This is a genomic window from Shewanella denitrificans OS217, assembly GCF_000013765.1.
Taxonomy (GTDB): Bacteria; Pseudomonadota; Gammaproteobacteria; order Enterobacterales; family Shewanellaceae; genus Shewanella; species Shewanella denitrificans.
Map to the genome: position 1 here is coordinate 1,304,372 of NC_007954.1, position 16,534 is coordinate 1,320,905.

General features: G+C 46.3%; 14 protein-coding genes and 1 pseudogene. 11 read left to right on the forward strand and 4 right to left on the reverse strand.

Annotated features, from left to right (window positions below; translation table 11 throughout):
- Positions 1–275: 275 nt before the first annotated feature.
- Positions 276–836, forward strand: a complete 561-nt coding sequence (locus tag SDEN_RS05900) for a hypothetical protein (RefSeq protein ID WP_041405698.1) — start codon at positions 276–278, stop codon at positions 834–836.
- A gap of 278 nt (positions 837–1,114) precedes the next feature.
- On the opposite strand, the gene SDEN_RS05905 is transcribed toward SDEN_RS05900, so the two are convergent.
- From SDEN_RS05905 to SDEN_RS05915, 3 genes and pseudogenes are all read right to left on the reverse strand, one after another.
- Positions 1,115–2,203 carry an IS91-like element ISSde12 family transposase gene (locus SDEN_RS05905; protein ID WP_011495585.1) on the reverse strand — a complete coding sequence of 363 codons (1,089 nt, stop codon included), beginning with the start codon at positions 2,201–2,203 and terminating at the stop codon, positions 1,115–1,117.
- On the reverse strand, positions 2,200–3,090 hold the full coding sequence (locus tag SDEN_RS05910; RefSeq protein WP_011495586.1) for a tyrosine-type recombinase/integrase: 891 nt from the start codon (positions 3,088–3,090) through the stop codon (positions 2,200–2,202). Before SDEN_RS05910 ends, SDEN_RS05905 begins: the two co-directional genes overlap by 4 nt.
- Positions 3,091–3,295: 205 nt before the next feature.
- A pseudogene (locus SDEN_RS05915) lies at positions 3,296–4,499 on the reverse strand (IS4-like element ISSde1 family transposase).
- Between the two features lie 1,032 nt (positions 4,500–5,531).
- Here SDEN_RS05915 and SDEN_RS05925 point away from each other — a divergent pair.
- Positions 5,532–6,691 (forward strand): IS3-like element ISSde8 family transposase gene (locus SDEN_RS05925; RefSeq protein WP_086022097.1). Its coding sequence is split into 2 segments (ribosomal slippage): positions 5,532–5,790 and positions 5,790–6,691, totalling 1,161 coding nucleotides; the frame shifts between segments, so codons are not numbered across the junction.
- Positions 6,692–7,083: 392 nt separating this feature from the next.
- On the opposite strand, the gene ettA is transcribed toward SDEN_RS05925, so the two are convergent.
- Complete coding sequence (gene ettA, locus SDEN_RS05930; RefSeq protein WP_011495588.1) at positions 7,084–8,751, reverse strand: energy-dependent translational throttle protein EttA; 1,668 nt, start codon at positions 8,749–8,751, stop codon at positions 7,084–7,086.
- 189 nt (positions 8,752–8,940) lie between these two features.
- Between ettA and glyA the strand changes: the two genes are divergently transcribed.
- From glyA to SDEN_RS05975, 9 genes are all read left to right on the forward strand, one after another.
- Positions 8,941–10,194, forward strand: a complete 1,254-nt coding sequence (gene glyA, locus SDEN_RS05935) for a serine hydroxymethyltransferase (RefSeq protein ID WP_011495589.1) — start codon at positions 8,941–8,943, stop codon at positions 10,192–10,194.
- Positions 10,195–10,307: 113 nt separating this feature from the next.
- Positions 10,308–10,757, forward strand: coding sequence for a transcriptional regulator NrdR (gene nrdR, locus SDEN_RS05940; protein ID WP_011495590.1), 450 nt, complete (start codon positions 10,308–10,310; stop codon positions 10,755–10,757).
- Between the two features lie 132 nt (positions 10,758–10,889).
- On the forward strand, positions 10,890–12,026 hold the full coding sequence (ribD, locus tag SDEN_RS05945) for a bifunctional diaminohydroxyphosphoribosylaminopyrimidine deaminase/5-amino-6-(5-phosphoribosylamino)uracil reductase RibD (protein ID WP_011495591.1): 1,137 nt from the start codon (positions 10,890–10,892) through the stop codon (positions 12,024–12,026).
- 102 nt (positions 12,027–12,128) lie between these two features.
- On the forward strand, positions 12,129–12,782 hold the full coding sequence (locus tag SDEN_RS05950; RefSeq protein WP_011495592.1) for a riboflavin synthase: 654 nt from the start codon (positions 12,129–12,131) through the stop codon (positions 12,780–12,782).
- Positions 12,783–12,857: 75 nt separating this feature from the next.
- Positions 12,858–13,961, forward strand: a complete 1,104-nt coding sequence (gene ribBA, locus SDEN_RS05955) for a bifunctional 3,4-dihydroxy-2-butanone-4-phosphate synthase/GTP cyclohydrolase II (protein ID WP_011495593.1) — start codon at positions 12,858–12,860, stop codon at positions 13,959–13,961.
- Between the two features lie 121 nt (positions 13,962–14,082).
- Complete coding sequence (ribE, locus tag SDEN_RS05960; protein WP_011495594.1) at positions 14,083–14,562, forward strand: 6,7-dimethyl-8-ribityllumazine synthase; 480 nt, start codon at positions 14,083–14,085, stop codon at positions 14,560–14,562.
- An 11-nt stretch (positions 14,563–14,573) separates the two neighbouring features.
- Positions 14,574–14,975, forward strand: coding sequence for a transcription antitermination factor NusB (nusB, locus tag SDEN_RS05965; protein ID WP_011495595.1), 402 nt, complete (start codon positions 14,574–14,576; stop codon positions 14,973–14,975).
- 97 nt (positions 14,976–15,072) lie between these two features.
- Positions 15,073–16,029: a thiamine-phosphate kinase gene (thiL, locus tag SDEN_RS05970; protein WP_011495596.1), complete on the forward strand. Its 957-nt coding sequence runs from the start codon at positions 15,073–15,075 to the stop codon at positions 16,027–16,029.
- Complete coding sequence (locus tag SDEN_RS05975; RefSeq protein ID WP_011495597.1) at positions 16,029–16,523, forward strand: phosphatidylglycerophosphatase A family protein; 495 nt, start codon at positions 16,029–16,031, stop codon at positions 16,521–16,523. The genes thiL and SDEN_RS05975 overlap by 1 nt, the downstream gene beginning before the upstream one ends.
- Positions 16,524–16,534 lie beyond the last annotated feature (11 nt).

The window sequence follows — 16,534 nt, forward strand, 5'->3', positions numbered from 1 at the left end:
TATTCGAGTATAATGCTTGGAGTTCTACATGATGCTCACGTTTGTTATCGGTCTCTCAATAGAGGAGCCATAAGGATATCGAGCTATCATATAGAAGGCTTAAGTTGCGACAAAAGCTTGGGACTCACTTTACCCAAATTACTTAGTTATTATCCATACAATAAGGATAGGCCGCGCGAAGCCGCGTTCAACAAACCAAGTCAGCGGGAATTTTACTCGCTTAAAAACACTCATAAAATCCCCTGCTTGGGGCGTTATGTGCCAAGGAGTGTGTGGTGTCACCTGATGAAATAAAAGCTATTACTGAAACTATTAAGTTGTTGAGTGATATGGCTGCGTCAAAACCAAATGAATGGTTACCAGTTTACGCTGCTTTAGGCGGGGCTGTTGCTGGTGGTTTAGTTTCTTTTTTCCCTACATATTTTTTAGAGCGCAGAAGAGAGCGAAATTTTTCTAAAAAAATCGAATCATGTTTGATTGCAGAGATATCAGCATTAATAGAGATTATTAATCAAAGAGGATATCTTTGCTCAATTAAAAAAGCAGCAGAAGAATTAAAAAATCAACCAGAAGGAACTACCTATTCTTTTGTTGTTAGTGTTCCTGATCATTATTCAAGGGTTTATCAAGAAAACTGTATGCACGTCGGGGTGATAGAAAAAACTATGGCTCATGATATTGTTGTTTTCCATCAACTGATTGATGCTATTGTTCAAGACATTAAGCCTGGTGGCATTGTAAGCTCAGGAGCTACAATAGAAGCTTTTAAGGAAATGGATATAATTTTCTCTAAAGCTATTTCAATTGGTACCAAATTGACCAAGGCACATAACTAATAAGGATAGGCCGCGCGAAGCCGCGTCCTTATCCCAAGTGTTGAACAAGCCCGAGCTTGCTAGAAGTGATACCTTTATATAGTAAATATCGACGTAAGAACTTACGCCGCTGTCGGTGGGTTTGGTTTATGTCACTTTTTATAAGATGCAACAACCCATTGGCATCGATAGCCAATTAATTAACTTTATATATCAACTCCTTAATCACCTCCTTTTTGTCCATCGGCTTCTGTATCTTAAGTCTTAAACTCATGACCTTTACCGCTTAAACAGCGGCGTTAGGCAGTGTTGCTTATTGGTGTTTGTAAGCTTGCCGGTCGTGCATGTATTCCGATAAATGACATAGGCTGATGGCAACATGGACAAAGTCGTATCGCCACAGTTCGCTTTAGCTCAGATATTATTGGAAACACCGCACCAGCGACAGCGAGCATGAGCTGTATCTGTTGCCTGAGCTTGCTGCAGTTACCGCTCAACAGTCCATAATCTCTGACTCGCCGTAGCCCTTTGGGTAATACATGTTGTAGTACCAACCATAGAAACTTCACTGTAGGTAAAGTGCGTATTTCAGTGGTTTTGGTTTGGCTATTTTGATACTCGAAGCAGACTTGTTCATCGGTCGTACCTATGATGCTTTTGTCAGGCAGTACGCCGCGATAGAGATAGCGTGATAGGTATTTAAGCGCTGGCAGCCCTTTGCCAACATGCTGGCAGTCGACAACCCACTTCTTAGGTGTGGCTGATGGTAGCTTGATGTTGAACTTTTTTGTCAGTTGCTCTAGTAACTTTGCTCGCCACACCGAGGCCAGATTAACGTTGTTGAACAGGTATTTGCCTTTACTCTTGTGCCACTGTTTTCTGTCTTTATCGAAGCTACCTGCAGGGATGATGAAATGAATATGCGGATGCAGGTCGCGCCGCCGATTGTGAGTATGCAGCACGCCCGTAAAACCAATTTCACCGCCGAGTAGCTTCGAGTTTTTAGCAAACTCTTTTAGCACACTGGCAGCAACGGAGAACATCGCTTGATACATCACCTCAGGTTGATGTTTTGCCACGACTCGAAGCTCAAATGGTAAGGTAAAAGTCACCATGTAGTAATTGACGGGGAGTAGCTTAGCCTGCTGTTTAGCGAGCCAGTCACTCGTGGTGTTGTACTGACATTGCGGACAACTGCGATGGCCGCATGACAGCGGAAAGTCAGCAGTATGAGCGCATCCCTGACAAGCCCAGTGGCTGACTTTTTGGGAATGAGTGCGGCAACTGAGCATGGCATGAATGGCTTGGCGCATGGATGTGGTGATATACCCTTGATAATGCGCATTAAACTCATCAAGATGGTCACGTAAAATATCGATGAACTTCATTGTTCACACTCCCACATCAATACCAGATTATTCGTCAGTTGGTTAATCGATTCGACAGTGTTCTTGCGAGTGATGGTGGTGAGCCGGGTGTAACGGGCGGTGGTGTTGAGGCTGTTGTGGCCGAGTAACTGCTGCACTGAGCGTAAATCTAACCCTTGTTCGAGCAGATGAGTGGCATAGCTGTGACGTAAATTATGTGGGCTGATGGATTTGTGAATATGGCATTCACTAATCACTTTTTTCATCGCTTTCTGAATGCCACCACGGTCCATCAGTGAATTTGGCTTACCATCCTTACCCGGAAATAAATAACGAGGATGGCGATGGGTTTGCCAGTAATAACGCAGTGCCTGCAAGGTGCGTTGCGGTAAAGGAATCAGTCTATCCTTACCGCCTTTGGCATCACGGATATGCACCTGCATCAACTGTGAGTCGATATCGCCAATCTGCAACGAGACCGCTTCACCGAGACGTAATCCCATGCTGTAAAGGGTTAAAAAGCACACTTGATAACGCAACTTGTGAGTGAGGCTAATGACCATAGACACTTCAGCGGGGGTGAGGATATCGGGCAGATGGTTGACTTGCGGCGGCTTGACGATGCTGAGCCACTGCCAAGCTTGGTTGAGCACATGGCGATAGAAGAATTGCAGACCATTACGGTCAAGTTTCACGGTACTCCATGAATGAGAGGCAATTAAATCGGCGAAGTAACGTTTTAAATCAGCAGTTGTGAGCTTGTCGGGGCAGCAGTCGAAGTAGGCCGCTATACGCCTAACAGCCCGACTGTAGGCATCGATGGTAGCAGGGCGCTTGCCTTGCAGGGTTAAGTTGGTAAGATGTTGTTGATAAAGACAATCGAAGCGTTGTTGCTCGGATGGGTTCATGACAATACTCCTAGATAAATGCCAAATTGGCAGGGTCTAGTAAGTATTTGGGATGGGGAGGTAAGGCGGTGTTTTATCTTTCCTGCCGCAAAGCGGCTTCGTTCAACAAGCCAATCAAGCAGGACTAAAAACAGTTTGCTGTTTTCGTCCCTCAACATTTTAGCAAACAATTTTTAGCCCCTTATTGGGGCGCTGGCGGATCCCCTCATAATTTAGGTCTGCCAGCGGTATGAACCAGTTTGATATATTCGTTTAATGCCCAGTAAATTATCGATGCTTTTAGTGTGTATTTTGGCCTTCGCCGCACTTCTTTTCCTAATCTTACAACGGATAATACAGCGCGATATTTGATGCTGTTAGCTTGGAAATCCTTCTGCCAGCCAAGATGCCTCGCGGCTATGCCTATACACCACAACAGTATTTCTGCCAGCATAGCGATAAGCAACAATACATCATATCGCTTTGGACACCGACTGCGACTTTGCCTCAATCCCATGCCATATTGTGGGCTTTTTAAATCCCGAAAGGTTTCTTCAATTTGCATGCGTTTAGCATATAGCTCAACCACTTTTGCTGGATTGAAGTATTCAGGCGGTAAGTTGGTCGCCAGCAGCCACGGCTCCTTACTGCCTAAGCGATAACTCTTTTGTGCGGTGTGGTTTCGGCCCGCTTTTGAAGAGCGCTTATCTTTACGTAATTTGGACTTAGCCTTAAATAGATATAAATGGCAGCTTAGCGGTGATTTACGTGCAAGCTGAACATTACCTATGTATTTAGCGGTTGAGTTTGCTTTTGAGTAGAGTGATTTATTTGAATGCCAAGTGGTTTGCCCGTGGTGCATAAAGCTTACATCGCCTCGCACTCTGCCAAGCCAGAACCAGCCATAGCGCTCAACTTCCCTAAACCAAGTATTGCGATAGCCTGCATCGGTGACAATCAGAGGACAACAACCTTGAGGTAAAACGTTGGCAAGTTCAGCGAGAAAAGCATTATGGCTGCGAGGTGCGTTGTAGTCCTCAAACAAGAAAGTCCGTTCATACAGAGTCACAGAGCGACCTTGAACGCTGATGGATGCGCGTAGCGTCATTATTCGAAGCTGTTCACGGACATCAGACCAATCGACCAAGATAATAGGCATAGGGTTTGCGCCACAAAGATAGCGAGCATGCCACTGATATATTGTTATTTTATCTTGAGCTAAGTGATAATTACCTAATGAGTCGGTCAATACGTTTAATGTTGTGTTTAGCTGCCACGGAGCCCGTAATATTACGACCAAGCTGAGTAAGTGATAGTTGATTACCATCGAGGAGTGACTCAGTGGCAACCATCAGAGAATTAAGTCGTTTTTGGTGTATTTGAGGGCATTGTTTTTTGATTAAATCGTGTAAGATATGGATATCACGCATGGTGTTAGATCTAGTAGGTTTTTGGCGAAATTGATTAGATCAGATAGCACCATGCGTGTCTACTAAATTGAAAATAAAAGCAATTATCAGGGGATTCCCTAGATAGCAGCGTTATGTGTAATGGAATGAAAGATTTTTGAAAGTATTTGGATATGTTTTAAGTGCTTTACTAGTGCTGCTTGTTTTCCTTGTAGCAGTTTCACTAGCTCTTGACTGGATGGTACCTGTTGCAGACTCCTGTCTAGATTCTGGTGGAAGTTACAATTACGAAACCTGTACTTGTGATTATGAAAATAGCCACCTTTATAAAGAAATACATCAATGCAAGTAACCACACATAACAAAGCCAGCCAATTCGCCAGCAAGCTGGCTGGACTCGCTTCACTCGCCTCTGCTGGCAGGCGTTAGTTTTCAATGCTAATCCCCAATTCACGAATTATTGCTAAAAATCTAACAAACTTCTGTCCAAAAACGTGTCAGATAATTGGTGCTAAATCGTTAAGCTTCAAACGTAGGTCACTGAAGTCCCGCATACAGGCTTACCATGGCATTCACTCACCGACACGCAGCAAGTCCGTCCTTGGCTCTTGATTTAAACTAAAGTCGGCCGCCCCATCTGATGTGAAAGGATTCACAAATGCCGCGATGGCATGGATGCCAGAGAGCGGCTGTGGGGCGGACGGTCGGCTCGCAAATACTCATGGCTCACCTTATATATTTAGGTGTGTTCTTCTCGCTCTTAAAAATCTAGAACCATAGCTATGCTAACCTTAACAGTACACTCACAGGTTGCATCAACTCCCCTCGAAGTTGCCGAAATATTCACGTAAAAATACCGTGTAACCATCAGGGATGATGGTTAAGGCGCGTTAGTACATGGACGTACTGTCGTGCCGTTAGGTATTTTTACTTGAATATGAGGAAGAACAACTTCGTCGGGGCGGCACGGAGGGAGCTCCAAGAGGTGTAATGGTCTAATGAAACTGGAGTGATTTTCAGCTTAAAATACACAAAATCTTATCGGTATTAAACATGACCAGAAAAAGCGCAGTCCATATCAGCCCTCTTCAAAAATTAGAATATGCCAAGCTGATGGTCGAACAGGGTTACACCAACAAGCAAATTGAAGATATGTCAGGTGCCGGTAAATCTGCGGTGTCTAGATGGAAAGTGCAGTATCAAGCTGAATTAGCCGGTGAAACCCCAGAAAATGCCAAAGCATTAACTGAAGACCAACGAAGAATACAGCTTCTAGAAGCCCAACTAAAACAAGCCATGAGGGATAATGATATCTTAAAAAAGGCTGCAGCTTTCTTCATTCGAGACAATCAAAACTTAAAATGATGCGCGAAGTAAAGAAAGCAAACCCCGAGTTTAAAGTGAATGAGTTATGTCGCGCCTTCGAAATAAGTTGCAGTAGTTTCTATTACAAACCAATACCGTTAAGTATTAATAAACAGTCAGTTATGCAGTTGGTTGAGGAAGTTTTCACTGATTCTTACTCTACTTATGGCAAACGAAGAATACAGGCTGAACTACTTGATTTAGATTGTAGAGTAGGTGTTTACGCTATTTCTACGGTCATGAAAAACTTGGGGCTAAGGGCGATTAGGCCAAAGAAAAAGCATTACTATCCTAACCAAGGTGAGGAGCAAGTTTACGCCCCTAATTTGCTTAGACGACAGTTTAATCCTACGACTTATAATACTCACTGGGTTGGTGATATTACCTATATAAAATCACATCAAGGCTGGAGTTATTTAGCCTGTGTGCTTGATTTAGGAACCAAAGAGATCGTTGGGTATGCTTTATCAAGTCAACCCAATGCAGCATTAGCGACAGCGGCCTTAAATAACGCGATACAACGTAAGAGGCCCAATACACAGGCATTGATGTTTCACTCCGACCAGGGCTGTCAGTACTCAGCCAAAGTGTTTAGAGAGCGGCTAAAACACTTAGGTATCGAGCAAAGCATGAGTCGTAGAGGCAATTGCTGGGATAATGCGGTGATGGAACGATTTTTTAGGAGTTTAAAGACTGAAAGATTAAACCATTTAGCATTTATAAATCACAGCGCAGTAGTGAGCGTGGTTGAGCAATATATTCAGTTCTACAATTACAAACGCAGACATTCGGCAATAGATTATAAGACGCCACATCAAAAATATAATGAGTTAAAAAAAGCGGCTTAAAATCTCTCCAGAAAAACTTGACCATTACAAGGGAGGGTTTGCTGTTGAACTTTCCCTCTTGGTCGGGTGTGGGTTGAAGACCCACGAGGTTAATCCAAACGAAGTTTGGACGTCTTAAATACTTGCTAAAATTAACCCCCAAAACACGCTTTTGTCCAAAAACGTGTTAAATCTGATCGCGGTGGATGCTTATCGATCGCTAAAGTCAGGTTGGTAATCTTTTAAGGCTAAAGGGCACACAAAAACCGAAAAGGTGAACCCTAATATTTACCTTCATTAAGCCATTTATAAACCCCTGCCATAAAAAAGGGCATCGAATTCGATGCCTTTTTTGTTTGTCTTTGTCCTTTACCGAGATAAGTTTCACTATTTATAGCGAAGCAGGAGAAGCTTTACTTCACCATACGCTTGTATTTCAAGCGGTGGGGTTCGACGATATCGGCGCCGTAGGTGGCTTTGAGCCAAGTGGAGTATTCGGTGAAGTTACCTTCGTAGAAGTTCACCTTGCCTTCGTCGCGATAATCTAAGATGTGGGTAGCGATACGGTCGAGGAACCAACGATCGTGTGAAATCACCATGGCGCAACCTGGGAATTCCAATAAGGCTTCTTCCAGTGCGCGCAAGGTTTCAACGTCTAAGTCGTTGGTGGGTTCATCGAGTAATAGTACGTTACCGCCCGCTTGTAATAGCTTGGCTAAGTGGACGCGGTTACGCTCACCGCCGGATAAAGTGCCGATGATTTTCTGCTGATCGCCGCCACGGAAGTTAAACCGGCCCACGTAAGCACGGCTTGGGATTTCCATATTGTTGATGCGCATTATGTCTTGGCCGCCAGAGATTTCCTGCCAAACCGTGTTCTTGTCATTCATTGAGTCGCGGAACTGCTCAACCGAGGCTAATTGCACTGACTCGCCCACAGAAATGCTGCCGCTGTCTGGTTGCTCATCGCCAGAAATCATTCTGAACAGGGTCGATTTACCCGCGCCGTTAGCACCGATAATGCCGACAATGGCGCCCTTAGGCACAGAGAATGACAAGTCATCAATCAAGACGCGATCGCCGTAAGATTTGGTCAGATTAGTGACTTCGATCACTTTATCGCCTAAGCGTGGTCCTGGCGGAATGAAGAGCTCGTTGGTTTCATTGCGTTTTTGGTAATCATTGGTGTTCAATTCTTCAAAGCGCGCCATACGGGCCTTGCCTTTAGACTGACGACCTTTTGCGCCTTGACGCACCCATTCCAATTCCTTGGCTATGGTCTTCTGACGGGCGCTTTCAGTGGATGACTCCTGCTTTAGGCGGTTATCTTTTTGTTCAAGCCAAGATGAGTAGTTACCTTCCCATGGAATACCTTCGCCGCGGTCAAGTTCTAAAATCCAGCCTGCTGCGTTATCGAGGAAGTATCTATCGTGGGTAATGGCCACCACAGTGCCTGAGTATTCTTGCAAGAAATGTTCAAGCCAAGCCACAGATTCAGCGTCCAAGTGGTTGGTCGGTTCATCGAGCAATAGCATTTCAGGCTTTTCTAGCAGTAGACGACATAAGGCCACCCGGCGACGTTCACCCCCAGACAGCACGCCGATTTTGGCATCCCACTCAGGCAAACGTAGCGCATCGGCGGCTCTGTCTAAGATATGATCTAAGTTATGAGCATCTTGAGCTTGGATAATGGCTTCAAGCTCACCTTGTTCTTTGGCAAGGGCATCAAAGTCTGCATCGGGTTCGGCGTAAAGTGCATAGACTTCATCAAGACGCTTAAGGGCATTTTTGGCCACGCCTACCGCTTCTTCTATGGCTTCGCGCACCGTTTGCTCTTCATTAAGCTTAGGCTCTTGAGGCAAATAACCTATCTTAAGGCCTGGCATAGGGCGAGCTTCACCTTCGATTTCAGTGTCAAGGCCTGCCATGATGCGCAGTAGGGTTGATTTACCAGAGCCGTTAAGACCTAACACACCAATCTTGGCGCCGGGGAAGAAACTTAAGGAGATGTCTTTAAGAATTTGCTTCTTGGGTGGGACAATTTTGCCCACTCTAAGCATGCTGTATACAAATTGAGCCATGTTATGGATTCTTCAGTGACTAATGATGGCGATAATTCTACTGTATTCTGTTGCTAACTCAAATTGAGTTTTCGCTTTTAGGGCATGCTAATACAAGGAATTTCATGGTCTAAATACTGGGATTGTTGCGCTTGGCAGAGTAGAATACCGCGCAACCCTACAAATAGAAACTTGCAGTTGGAGTAACCAATGCTAAACAAAGCTATGAATATCGCGGATTATGATCCACAACTATTTAAAGCCATTGAAGACGAAACCCGTCGTCAAGAAGAGCACATAGAGTTAATTGCATCAGAAAACTACACCAGTCCTCGCGTCATGGAAGCACAAGGTTCACAGCTTACCAATAAGTATGCAGAAGGTTACCCAGGCAAGCGTTATTACGGCGGTTGTGAATACGTCGATGTGGTTGAAACCTTGGCCATCGAACGTGCTAAAGAATTGTTTGGCGCGACTTATGCCAACGTTCAGCCTCATTCAGGATCGCAAGCCAACAGCGCTGTGTACATGGCGCTACTTAAGCCCGGTGATACTGTGCTTGGGATGAATTTGGCTCATGGTGGTCACTTAACGCACGGTTCACCAGTGAACTTTTCTGGCAAGCTGTATAACATCATTCCTTACGGCATCGATGAAGCGGGCAAGATAGATTACGTTGAGATGGAGCGTTTAGCCGTTGAGCATAAGCCTAAGATGATGATCGGTGGCTTCTCTGCCTTTTCTGGTATCGTTGATTGGGCAAAAATGCGTGAAATCGCAGACAAAATTGGCGCTTACTTATTTGTTGATATGGCCCACGTTGCAGGTTTAATTGCCGCAGGCGTGTATCCAAACCCTGTGCCCCATGCCCACGTGGTGACATCCACCACACATAAGACCTTAGCAGGCCCTCGTGGCGGGTTAATCTTATCGGCAGCAGACGATGAAGACTTGTACAAGAAGCTAAATTCGGCCGTGTTCCCTGGCGGACAGGGCGGCCCATTGATGCATGTTATCGCGGGTAAAGCGGTGGCCTTTAAGGAAGCCTTAGAGCCTGAGTTTAAAACCTATCAGCAGCAAGTGGTGAAAAACGCTAAGGCTATGGTTGAAGTGTTTATCGAGCGCGGTTATAAAATCGTCTCAGGCGGCACAGATAACCACCTGATGCTGGTTGACTTAATTGGCCGTGATCTTACCGGTAAAGAAGCGGATGCCGCCTTAGGTAGCGCTAACATTACCGTGAATAAAAACTCGGTGCCAAACGATCCACGTTCACCTTTTGTGACATCTGGTGTGCGTATCGGTACTCCGGCTATTACCCGTCGTGGTTTTAAAGAAGCCGAAGCCAAAGCCTTGACAACTTGGGTGTGTGACATTCTCGATGACGCTAATAATCCAGCGGTTATTGAGCGGGTCAAGGGTGAAGTGTTAGCCCTGTGTGCCAAGTATCCAGTATACGCTTAATCCTAAGGGCAATTTGATAGGTTTCAGTTAACCTTAACGCCCAAATAGGATAAACTTCAATGGCCTCAAGACTTAAGTCTTTGTGGCCATTTTGTTTTTTGCTGGAGACACCAATGCATTGCCCTTTTTGTAGTGCCACAGATACTAAAGTCATAGATTCAAGGCTGGTGGCAGATGGTCATCAAGTTCGCCGTCGCCGTGAGTGCACTCTGTGCCACGAACGTTTCACCACCTTCGAAGGCGCTGAGCTTGTGATGCCTAGGGTGATAAAACGTGATGATACTCGTCAACCCTTCGATGAAGATAAGCTCAGAGGCGGTATGCTGCGGGCAGTAGAGAAACGCCCTGTGTCCATGGACCAGCTGGAGCAAGCCTTAACAAAAATCAAATCAACCCTGAGGGCAACCGGTGAGCGTGAAATTAACTCAGAGATGATAGGCAATTTGATGATGGAACAACTCATGCACTTAGATAAAGTGGCCTATATCCGTTTTGCCTCTGTCTACCGTGCCTTTGAAGATGTTTCACAGTTCGGTGAAGCCATCGCCAAGTTAGAGAAGTAGCCAGAATTTAAATCGTGATACTGATTTTAATCACACTGATTGTATTAACACTGGCTTGAAATCAACGATTTTGCCCATATAAAGGCTAGCAACACGCCAATGCTAACGCGAGCAAACCATTAGGTGCTAACCATGCCAAGCTGGTCCAAATTTGACATAGAAATGATGAGCCGTGCCATCCAATTGGCAGAACGAGGCCGTTATACCACTCGCCCCAATCCTTGTGTGGGCTGCGTAATTGTCAAAGATGGCATCAAGTTAGCCGAGGGCTACCATCAGAAAGCGGGCTTTGGTCACGCCGAAGTTAACGCCCTTGCTGCGCTGAAATCCGCCAATTTATCCGCCATAGGCGCCACCGCCTACGTAACCTTAGAGCCTTGCAGCCATTTCGGCCGCACCCCGCCTTGCGCCCAAACCTTAGTGGAAAGCGGTGTCGCCAAAGTGGTGGTCGCCATCACAGATGCTAATCCACAGGTTGCCGGTAAAGGCATTGCTATGCTGCGAGAAGCTGGCATAGCGGTTGAAGTCGGTTTATTGCAAGCCCAGGCTCTTGAGTTAAATTTAGGCTTTATGAAGCGCATGCGCACAGGTTTGCCTTGGGTGACAGTGAAACTTGCTGCAAGTCTTGACGGTAAAACTGCGCTCTCAAATGGGGTGTCTAAATGGATAACGGGCGATGCATCCCGTAACGATGTGCAAAAACTTCGCGCCAGAAGCTGCGCGTTAATCACAGGCATAGAAACCGTATTAGCCGATGACCCGAGCCTTAATGTGCGCTATCAAAGCCTTGGCAGTCTTAAAGATGAGCTTGATGTGACTGAGCTTCACCAGCCAGTAAGAATCGTACTCGACAGTAAAGCGAGGCTTACAGCAGACAAAAGGCTTTTTAGCATCACTAGCCCCATTATCTTGGTCAGCACTCAAGCCTACCCCGAGACAGTTATCTTTCCAGCCCATGTGCAATGCCTGCAGTTTGCGCCAGACAATGATGGCAGAGTGCCGTTGATAAGCCTATTTCACCACTTAGGCAAAAGCTATAATCAGGTATTAATTGAAGCCGGCGCCACCTTAGCGGGTAAGGTGCTCGAACTTGGGCTTGGGGATGAACTGTATCTATATCAAGCGATGAAAATCTTGGGTAGCCATGGGCGAAACCTAGTGCAGTTACCGGATTATCAGGCCATGGATGATATTCCAAGCTTGCAGCTGAAAGACAGTCGCCAATTAGGCGAAGATAGACGCTATATTTTTAGACTTGGCAAAGAATAACGCGTTTAGACTTGGCAGAGTGCCACGCGGTTCAACTTGCCAAGCGTCGCCGTGAAGATGGCGCCACATCAGATAACAGCATATAAGATAAGTGAGCCAAACATGTTTACCGGAATAATCGAAGCCCTAGGGACATTAACTAAGATTGAGCGCCACGGTCAGGATATTCGCCTCACTGTGGATAGCGGCAAGCTTGACTTAAGTGATGTTAAACTCGGTGATAGCATTGCCACTAATGGCGTGTGCCTAACTGTCGTTCAGAGCCTTAAACAGGGGTACATGGCCGACGTGTCTGCAGAAACTGTGGCATTGACAGGCTTTGCTCGCTATAAAGTGGGCCAGAAGGTTAATCTTGAAAAAGCCCTTACCGCCACCACACGTTTAGGCGGCCACATGGTCAGCGGTCATGTGGATGGCATGGCAGAGGTGATGCAGCGACAAGCTCGTGGCAAGGCCATCGAGTTTTGGTTAAAAGCGCCCAGTGAGCTTGCCCGCTATATTGCCCATAAAGGTTCAGTGACCATAGATGGCGTTAGTCTTACGGTTAATGAAGTCGATGGTGATAATTTCAGGCTCACTATCGTGCCGCACACTGCTGGCGAAACCACACTATTAGATTTAAACACGGGTGACAGGGTAAACCTTGAAGTGGATCTTATCGCCCGCTACCTTGAGCGTTTGATGGGGGCGAAAGCACCTTCGGCCGAAGGCGGCGTGACCATGGAGCTACTGGCACGCTCAGGATTTATGAAATAGTGATTGGGTAACGAATAACAGCTTAAATTAATGCATAACTAATTTTAACACTTCAACTTGATAGAAGGTCTCATAATGGCGCTACATAGCATAGAAGAAATCATCGAAGACATACGTCAGGGCAAAATGGTTATTCTGATGGACGATGAAGACAGGGAAAATGAGGGCGACCTTATTATGGCGGCCGATTTAGTGACCCCAGAGGCCATTAACTTCATGGCCACCTATGGCCGCGGCCTAATTTGCCAGACCATGACTAAGGCGCGCTGTCAGCAGTTGAATCTTCCTTTGATGGTGACCAACAATAACGCTCAATTCTCCACTAACTTCACTGTGTCTATCGAAGCCGCTACCGGTGTGACGACGGGGATCTCTGCCCACGATCGCGCTGTGACCGTAAAAGCTGCCGTGGCTAAAGATGCCAAAGCTTCTGATTTAGTTCAGCCTGGGCATATATTCCCATTAATGGCCCAAGATGGCGGCGTGCTCATTCGCGCTGGTCACACGGAAGCGGGTTGTGATTTGGCTCGCCTTGCTGGCCTTGAGCCATCAGGGGTTATCGTTGAAATTTTAAATGAAGATGGCACCATGGCGCGCTGTCCAGACCTTGAAATCTTCAGTGAAAAACACGGCATTAAGATGGGCACGATTGCAGACCTTATCGAATACCGCAATACCAAAGAAACCAGTGTGGTGCGTGAAGCCGAATGTAAATTGCCGACACGTTTCGGTGAATTCAACATGGTGACCTTCAGAGATACTATCGATAACCAGTTGCATTATGCTTTGGTGAAAGGCGATGTGAATCACAATCCATTAGTGAGAGTGCATCTGCAAAATACCTTCAACGATTTACTGCATTCTGAGCGAGATCAAAAGCGCAGCTGGCCTTTAGAGACAGCTATGGAGCGCATCGCCACTGAAGGCGGGGTACTTGTGTTGCTGGGTAACCGTGAACATTCAAGCGAAATCCTCGCTAAAGTGAAAGCCTTTGAAGCCGAAGACAAAGGTGAAGCGCCCGTCTCTGCGAAATGGCAAGGGACATCGCGTCGTGTGGGGGTGGGATCGCAAATTTTGGCAAGCCTAGGGGTGAGTAAGATGCGCCTATTGAGCTCGCCTAAGCGTTATCACTCACTCTCAGGTTTTGGTTTAGAAGTGACTGATTATATTTCTGAATAATTTACTCTAGGCAAAATTTAACAATTCTCATTAATTGCATAGCGCTCAGGGCGTTTTGCTGTGATATCATAGCGCCTCTTTTCGCCCCGAGCGGGGTGCTTTAGCTAAATTAGGTAAGATAATGAACGTAGTTCAAGGCAATATCGAAGCGAAAAATGCCAAAGTGGCCATCGTTGTGTCGCGTTTCAACAGTTTTTTAGTTGAAAGCTTACTAGACGGGGCGATTGATACCCTAAAGCGTTTTGGTCAAGTCGCTGATGAAAATATCACAGTGGTACGAGTACCAGGCGCAGTCGAATTACCCCTTGCGGCTCGTCGCGTTGCGGCTAGCGGTAAGTTTGACGGCATTATTGCACTGGGTGCAGTGATCCGTGGTGGTACTCCTCATTTTGATTTTGTTGCCGGTGAATGTAACAAAGGCCTAGCTCAAGTTGCACTTGAGTTCGACTTGCCTGTGTCATTTGGCGTGTTAACTACAGATACCATAGAGCAAGCTATCGAGCGCTCAGGTACTAAAGCGGGTAACAAGGGCGGCGAAGCGGCTCTGGGTTTACTCGAAATGGTTAACGTGCTGCAACAATTAGAACAACAGCTGTCATAGTAGGAAAAGTAATGAAACCTTCTGAGCGCCGTAAGGCTCGCCGTTTAGCTGTGCAGGCTATTTATTCATGGCAATTAAGCAAAAACAATGTTGCTGACGTTGAACATGAATTTATCACAGAGCAAAATATTGATGGCGTGGATGTCGCTTATTTTCGTGAATTATTGGCGGGTGTGGCTTCTAAGCATGAACAAATTGATGACTTGCTTAGGCCACATTTAGACCGTAAATTTGAAGACGTTTCTCCAGTGGAGAAGGCGATTGTCCGTTTGGCAGGTTACGAGTTGACCTTCCGTAAAGATGTCCCTTACAAAGTGGCCATTAACGAAGCCATTGAGCTTGCAAAAGCTTTTGGTGCGGACGATAGCCATAAGTTTGTTAACGGACTATTAGATAAACTCGTTAGACGTTAACGAGTCAGTAAAACGGTATCTTAGGATACCGTTTTTCATTTTCACCCCATACTCAATTTGTAGAAGGTGGGCGGAGTGTTCCGCACCAGACGGTAAAGTGAAAGAATTCCAACTCATCGAGCACTATTTTCATCGCCAAAATCAGCAGCGCCGCGACGTGAAGCTGGGCATAGGTGATGACTGCGCCTTAGTTCAAGTCCCCGAAAACAAATCCCTGGCCATTTCCTGCGATACCTTAGTCGAAGGTGTGCATTTCTTTGCCGATATGCCAGCAAGAGAACTGGGCTACAAATCCTTAGCGGTGAATCTGTCTGACTTAGCGGCGATGGGCGCAGAGCCAGCATGGATGACCTTAGCGCTAACCTTACCTGAGGTTAACCAAACCTGGCTGCAAGGCTTTAGCGAAGGCTTATTTGAAGCGGCGGATTACTATGGCGTCAGTTTGATTGGTGGTGATACCACTCGCGGACCGTTAAGCATCAATATCACCATCCATGGTCTAGTGCCCAATGACACAGCGCTCAAGCGCAGTGGCGCCAAAGTGGGAGATTGGATTTATGTCACCGGCACCTTAGGGGATTCCGCCCTAGGTTTGAATATTTTGGCTGGCAAGGTGCAAGTAGATGCCGACAATAAAGACTACTTAATTGGTCGTCATTATCGCCCCACACCTAGGGTGCTAGCGGGACAGTCATTGCGCTCATTAGCCAGTAGCGCCATCGACTTATCCGATGGCTTGATGTCAGATCTTGGCCATATTCTTAAGGCTTCAGAAGTGGGGGCCATCATCGATGTCGGCAGTATTCCACAGTCTGAAGCCATGACCAGCAGTGTTAGCCAAGATGATGCCCTAAGTTACGGCCTCACCGGCGGCGAAGATTACGAACTGTTATTTACTGTGCCTGAATCTCAGCGGGGGGCGCTGGATACTGCACTCTTGCATGCTGGGGTTAAGTTCAGCAAAATTGGTCAAATCTCAGCTGGGCGTGAACTTAAATTGCTCCTCGATGGCCAAGCATTTATCCCCAATTTCAGTGGTTTTGAGCATTTTTAATGACGTTTCTCACCCAAGACGCTAATGTTGCTAAGTTATCCCTAAAAAACCCGGTGCACTTTCTTGCCTTGGGTTTTGGCAGCGGGCTGGCAGCCAAAGCGCCTGGTACCTTTGGTACCCTTGCCGCCGTTCCCCTGTACCTATTGCTGGCACAACTTAGCCTTCCCTGGTATCTGGCCATCACGGTATTTTGCTCTGTTATCGGCATTTATATTTGCGGGCAAGCCGCTAAAGACATGGGGGTGCACGATCATGGTGCTATCGTCTGGGATGAAGTCGCCGGTTTATTGATTACTATGATTGCCGCCCCACAAGGCGTTATCTGGCTTGCTATAGGCTTTGGCCTATTTCGCTTCTTCGATATTGTTAAACCTTGGCCCATACGTTGGCTCGATGCCAAAGTCCATGGCGGCTTTGGCATAATGATCGACGATGTGCTAGCCGGTGTGTTCGCCTTTTTGAGCTTACAGCTCATCATCTTCTGGTTAGGCTAACTGGATTACGG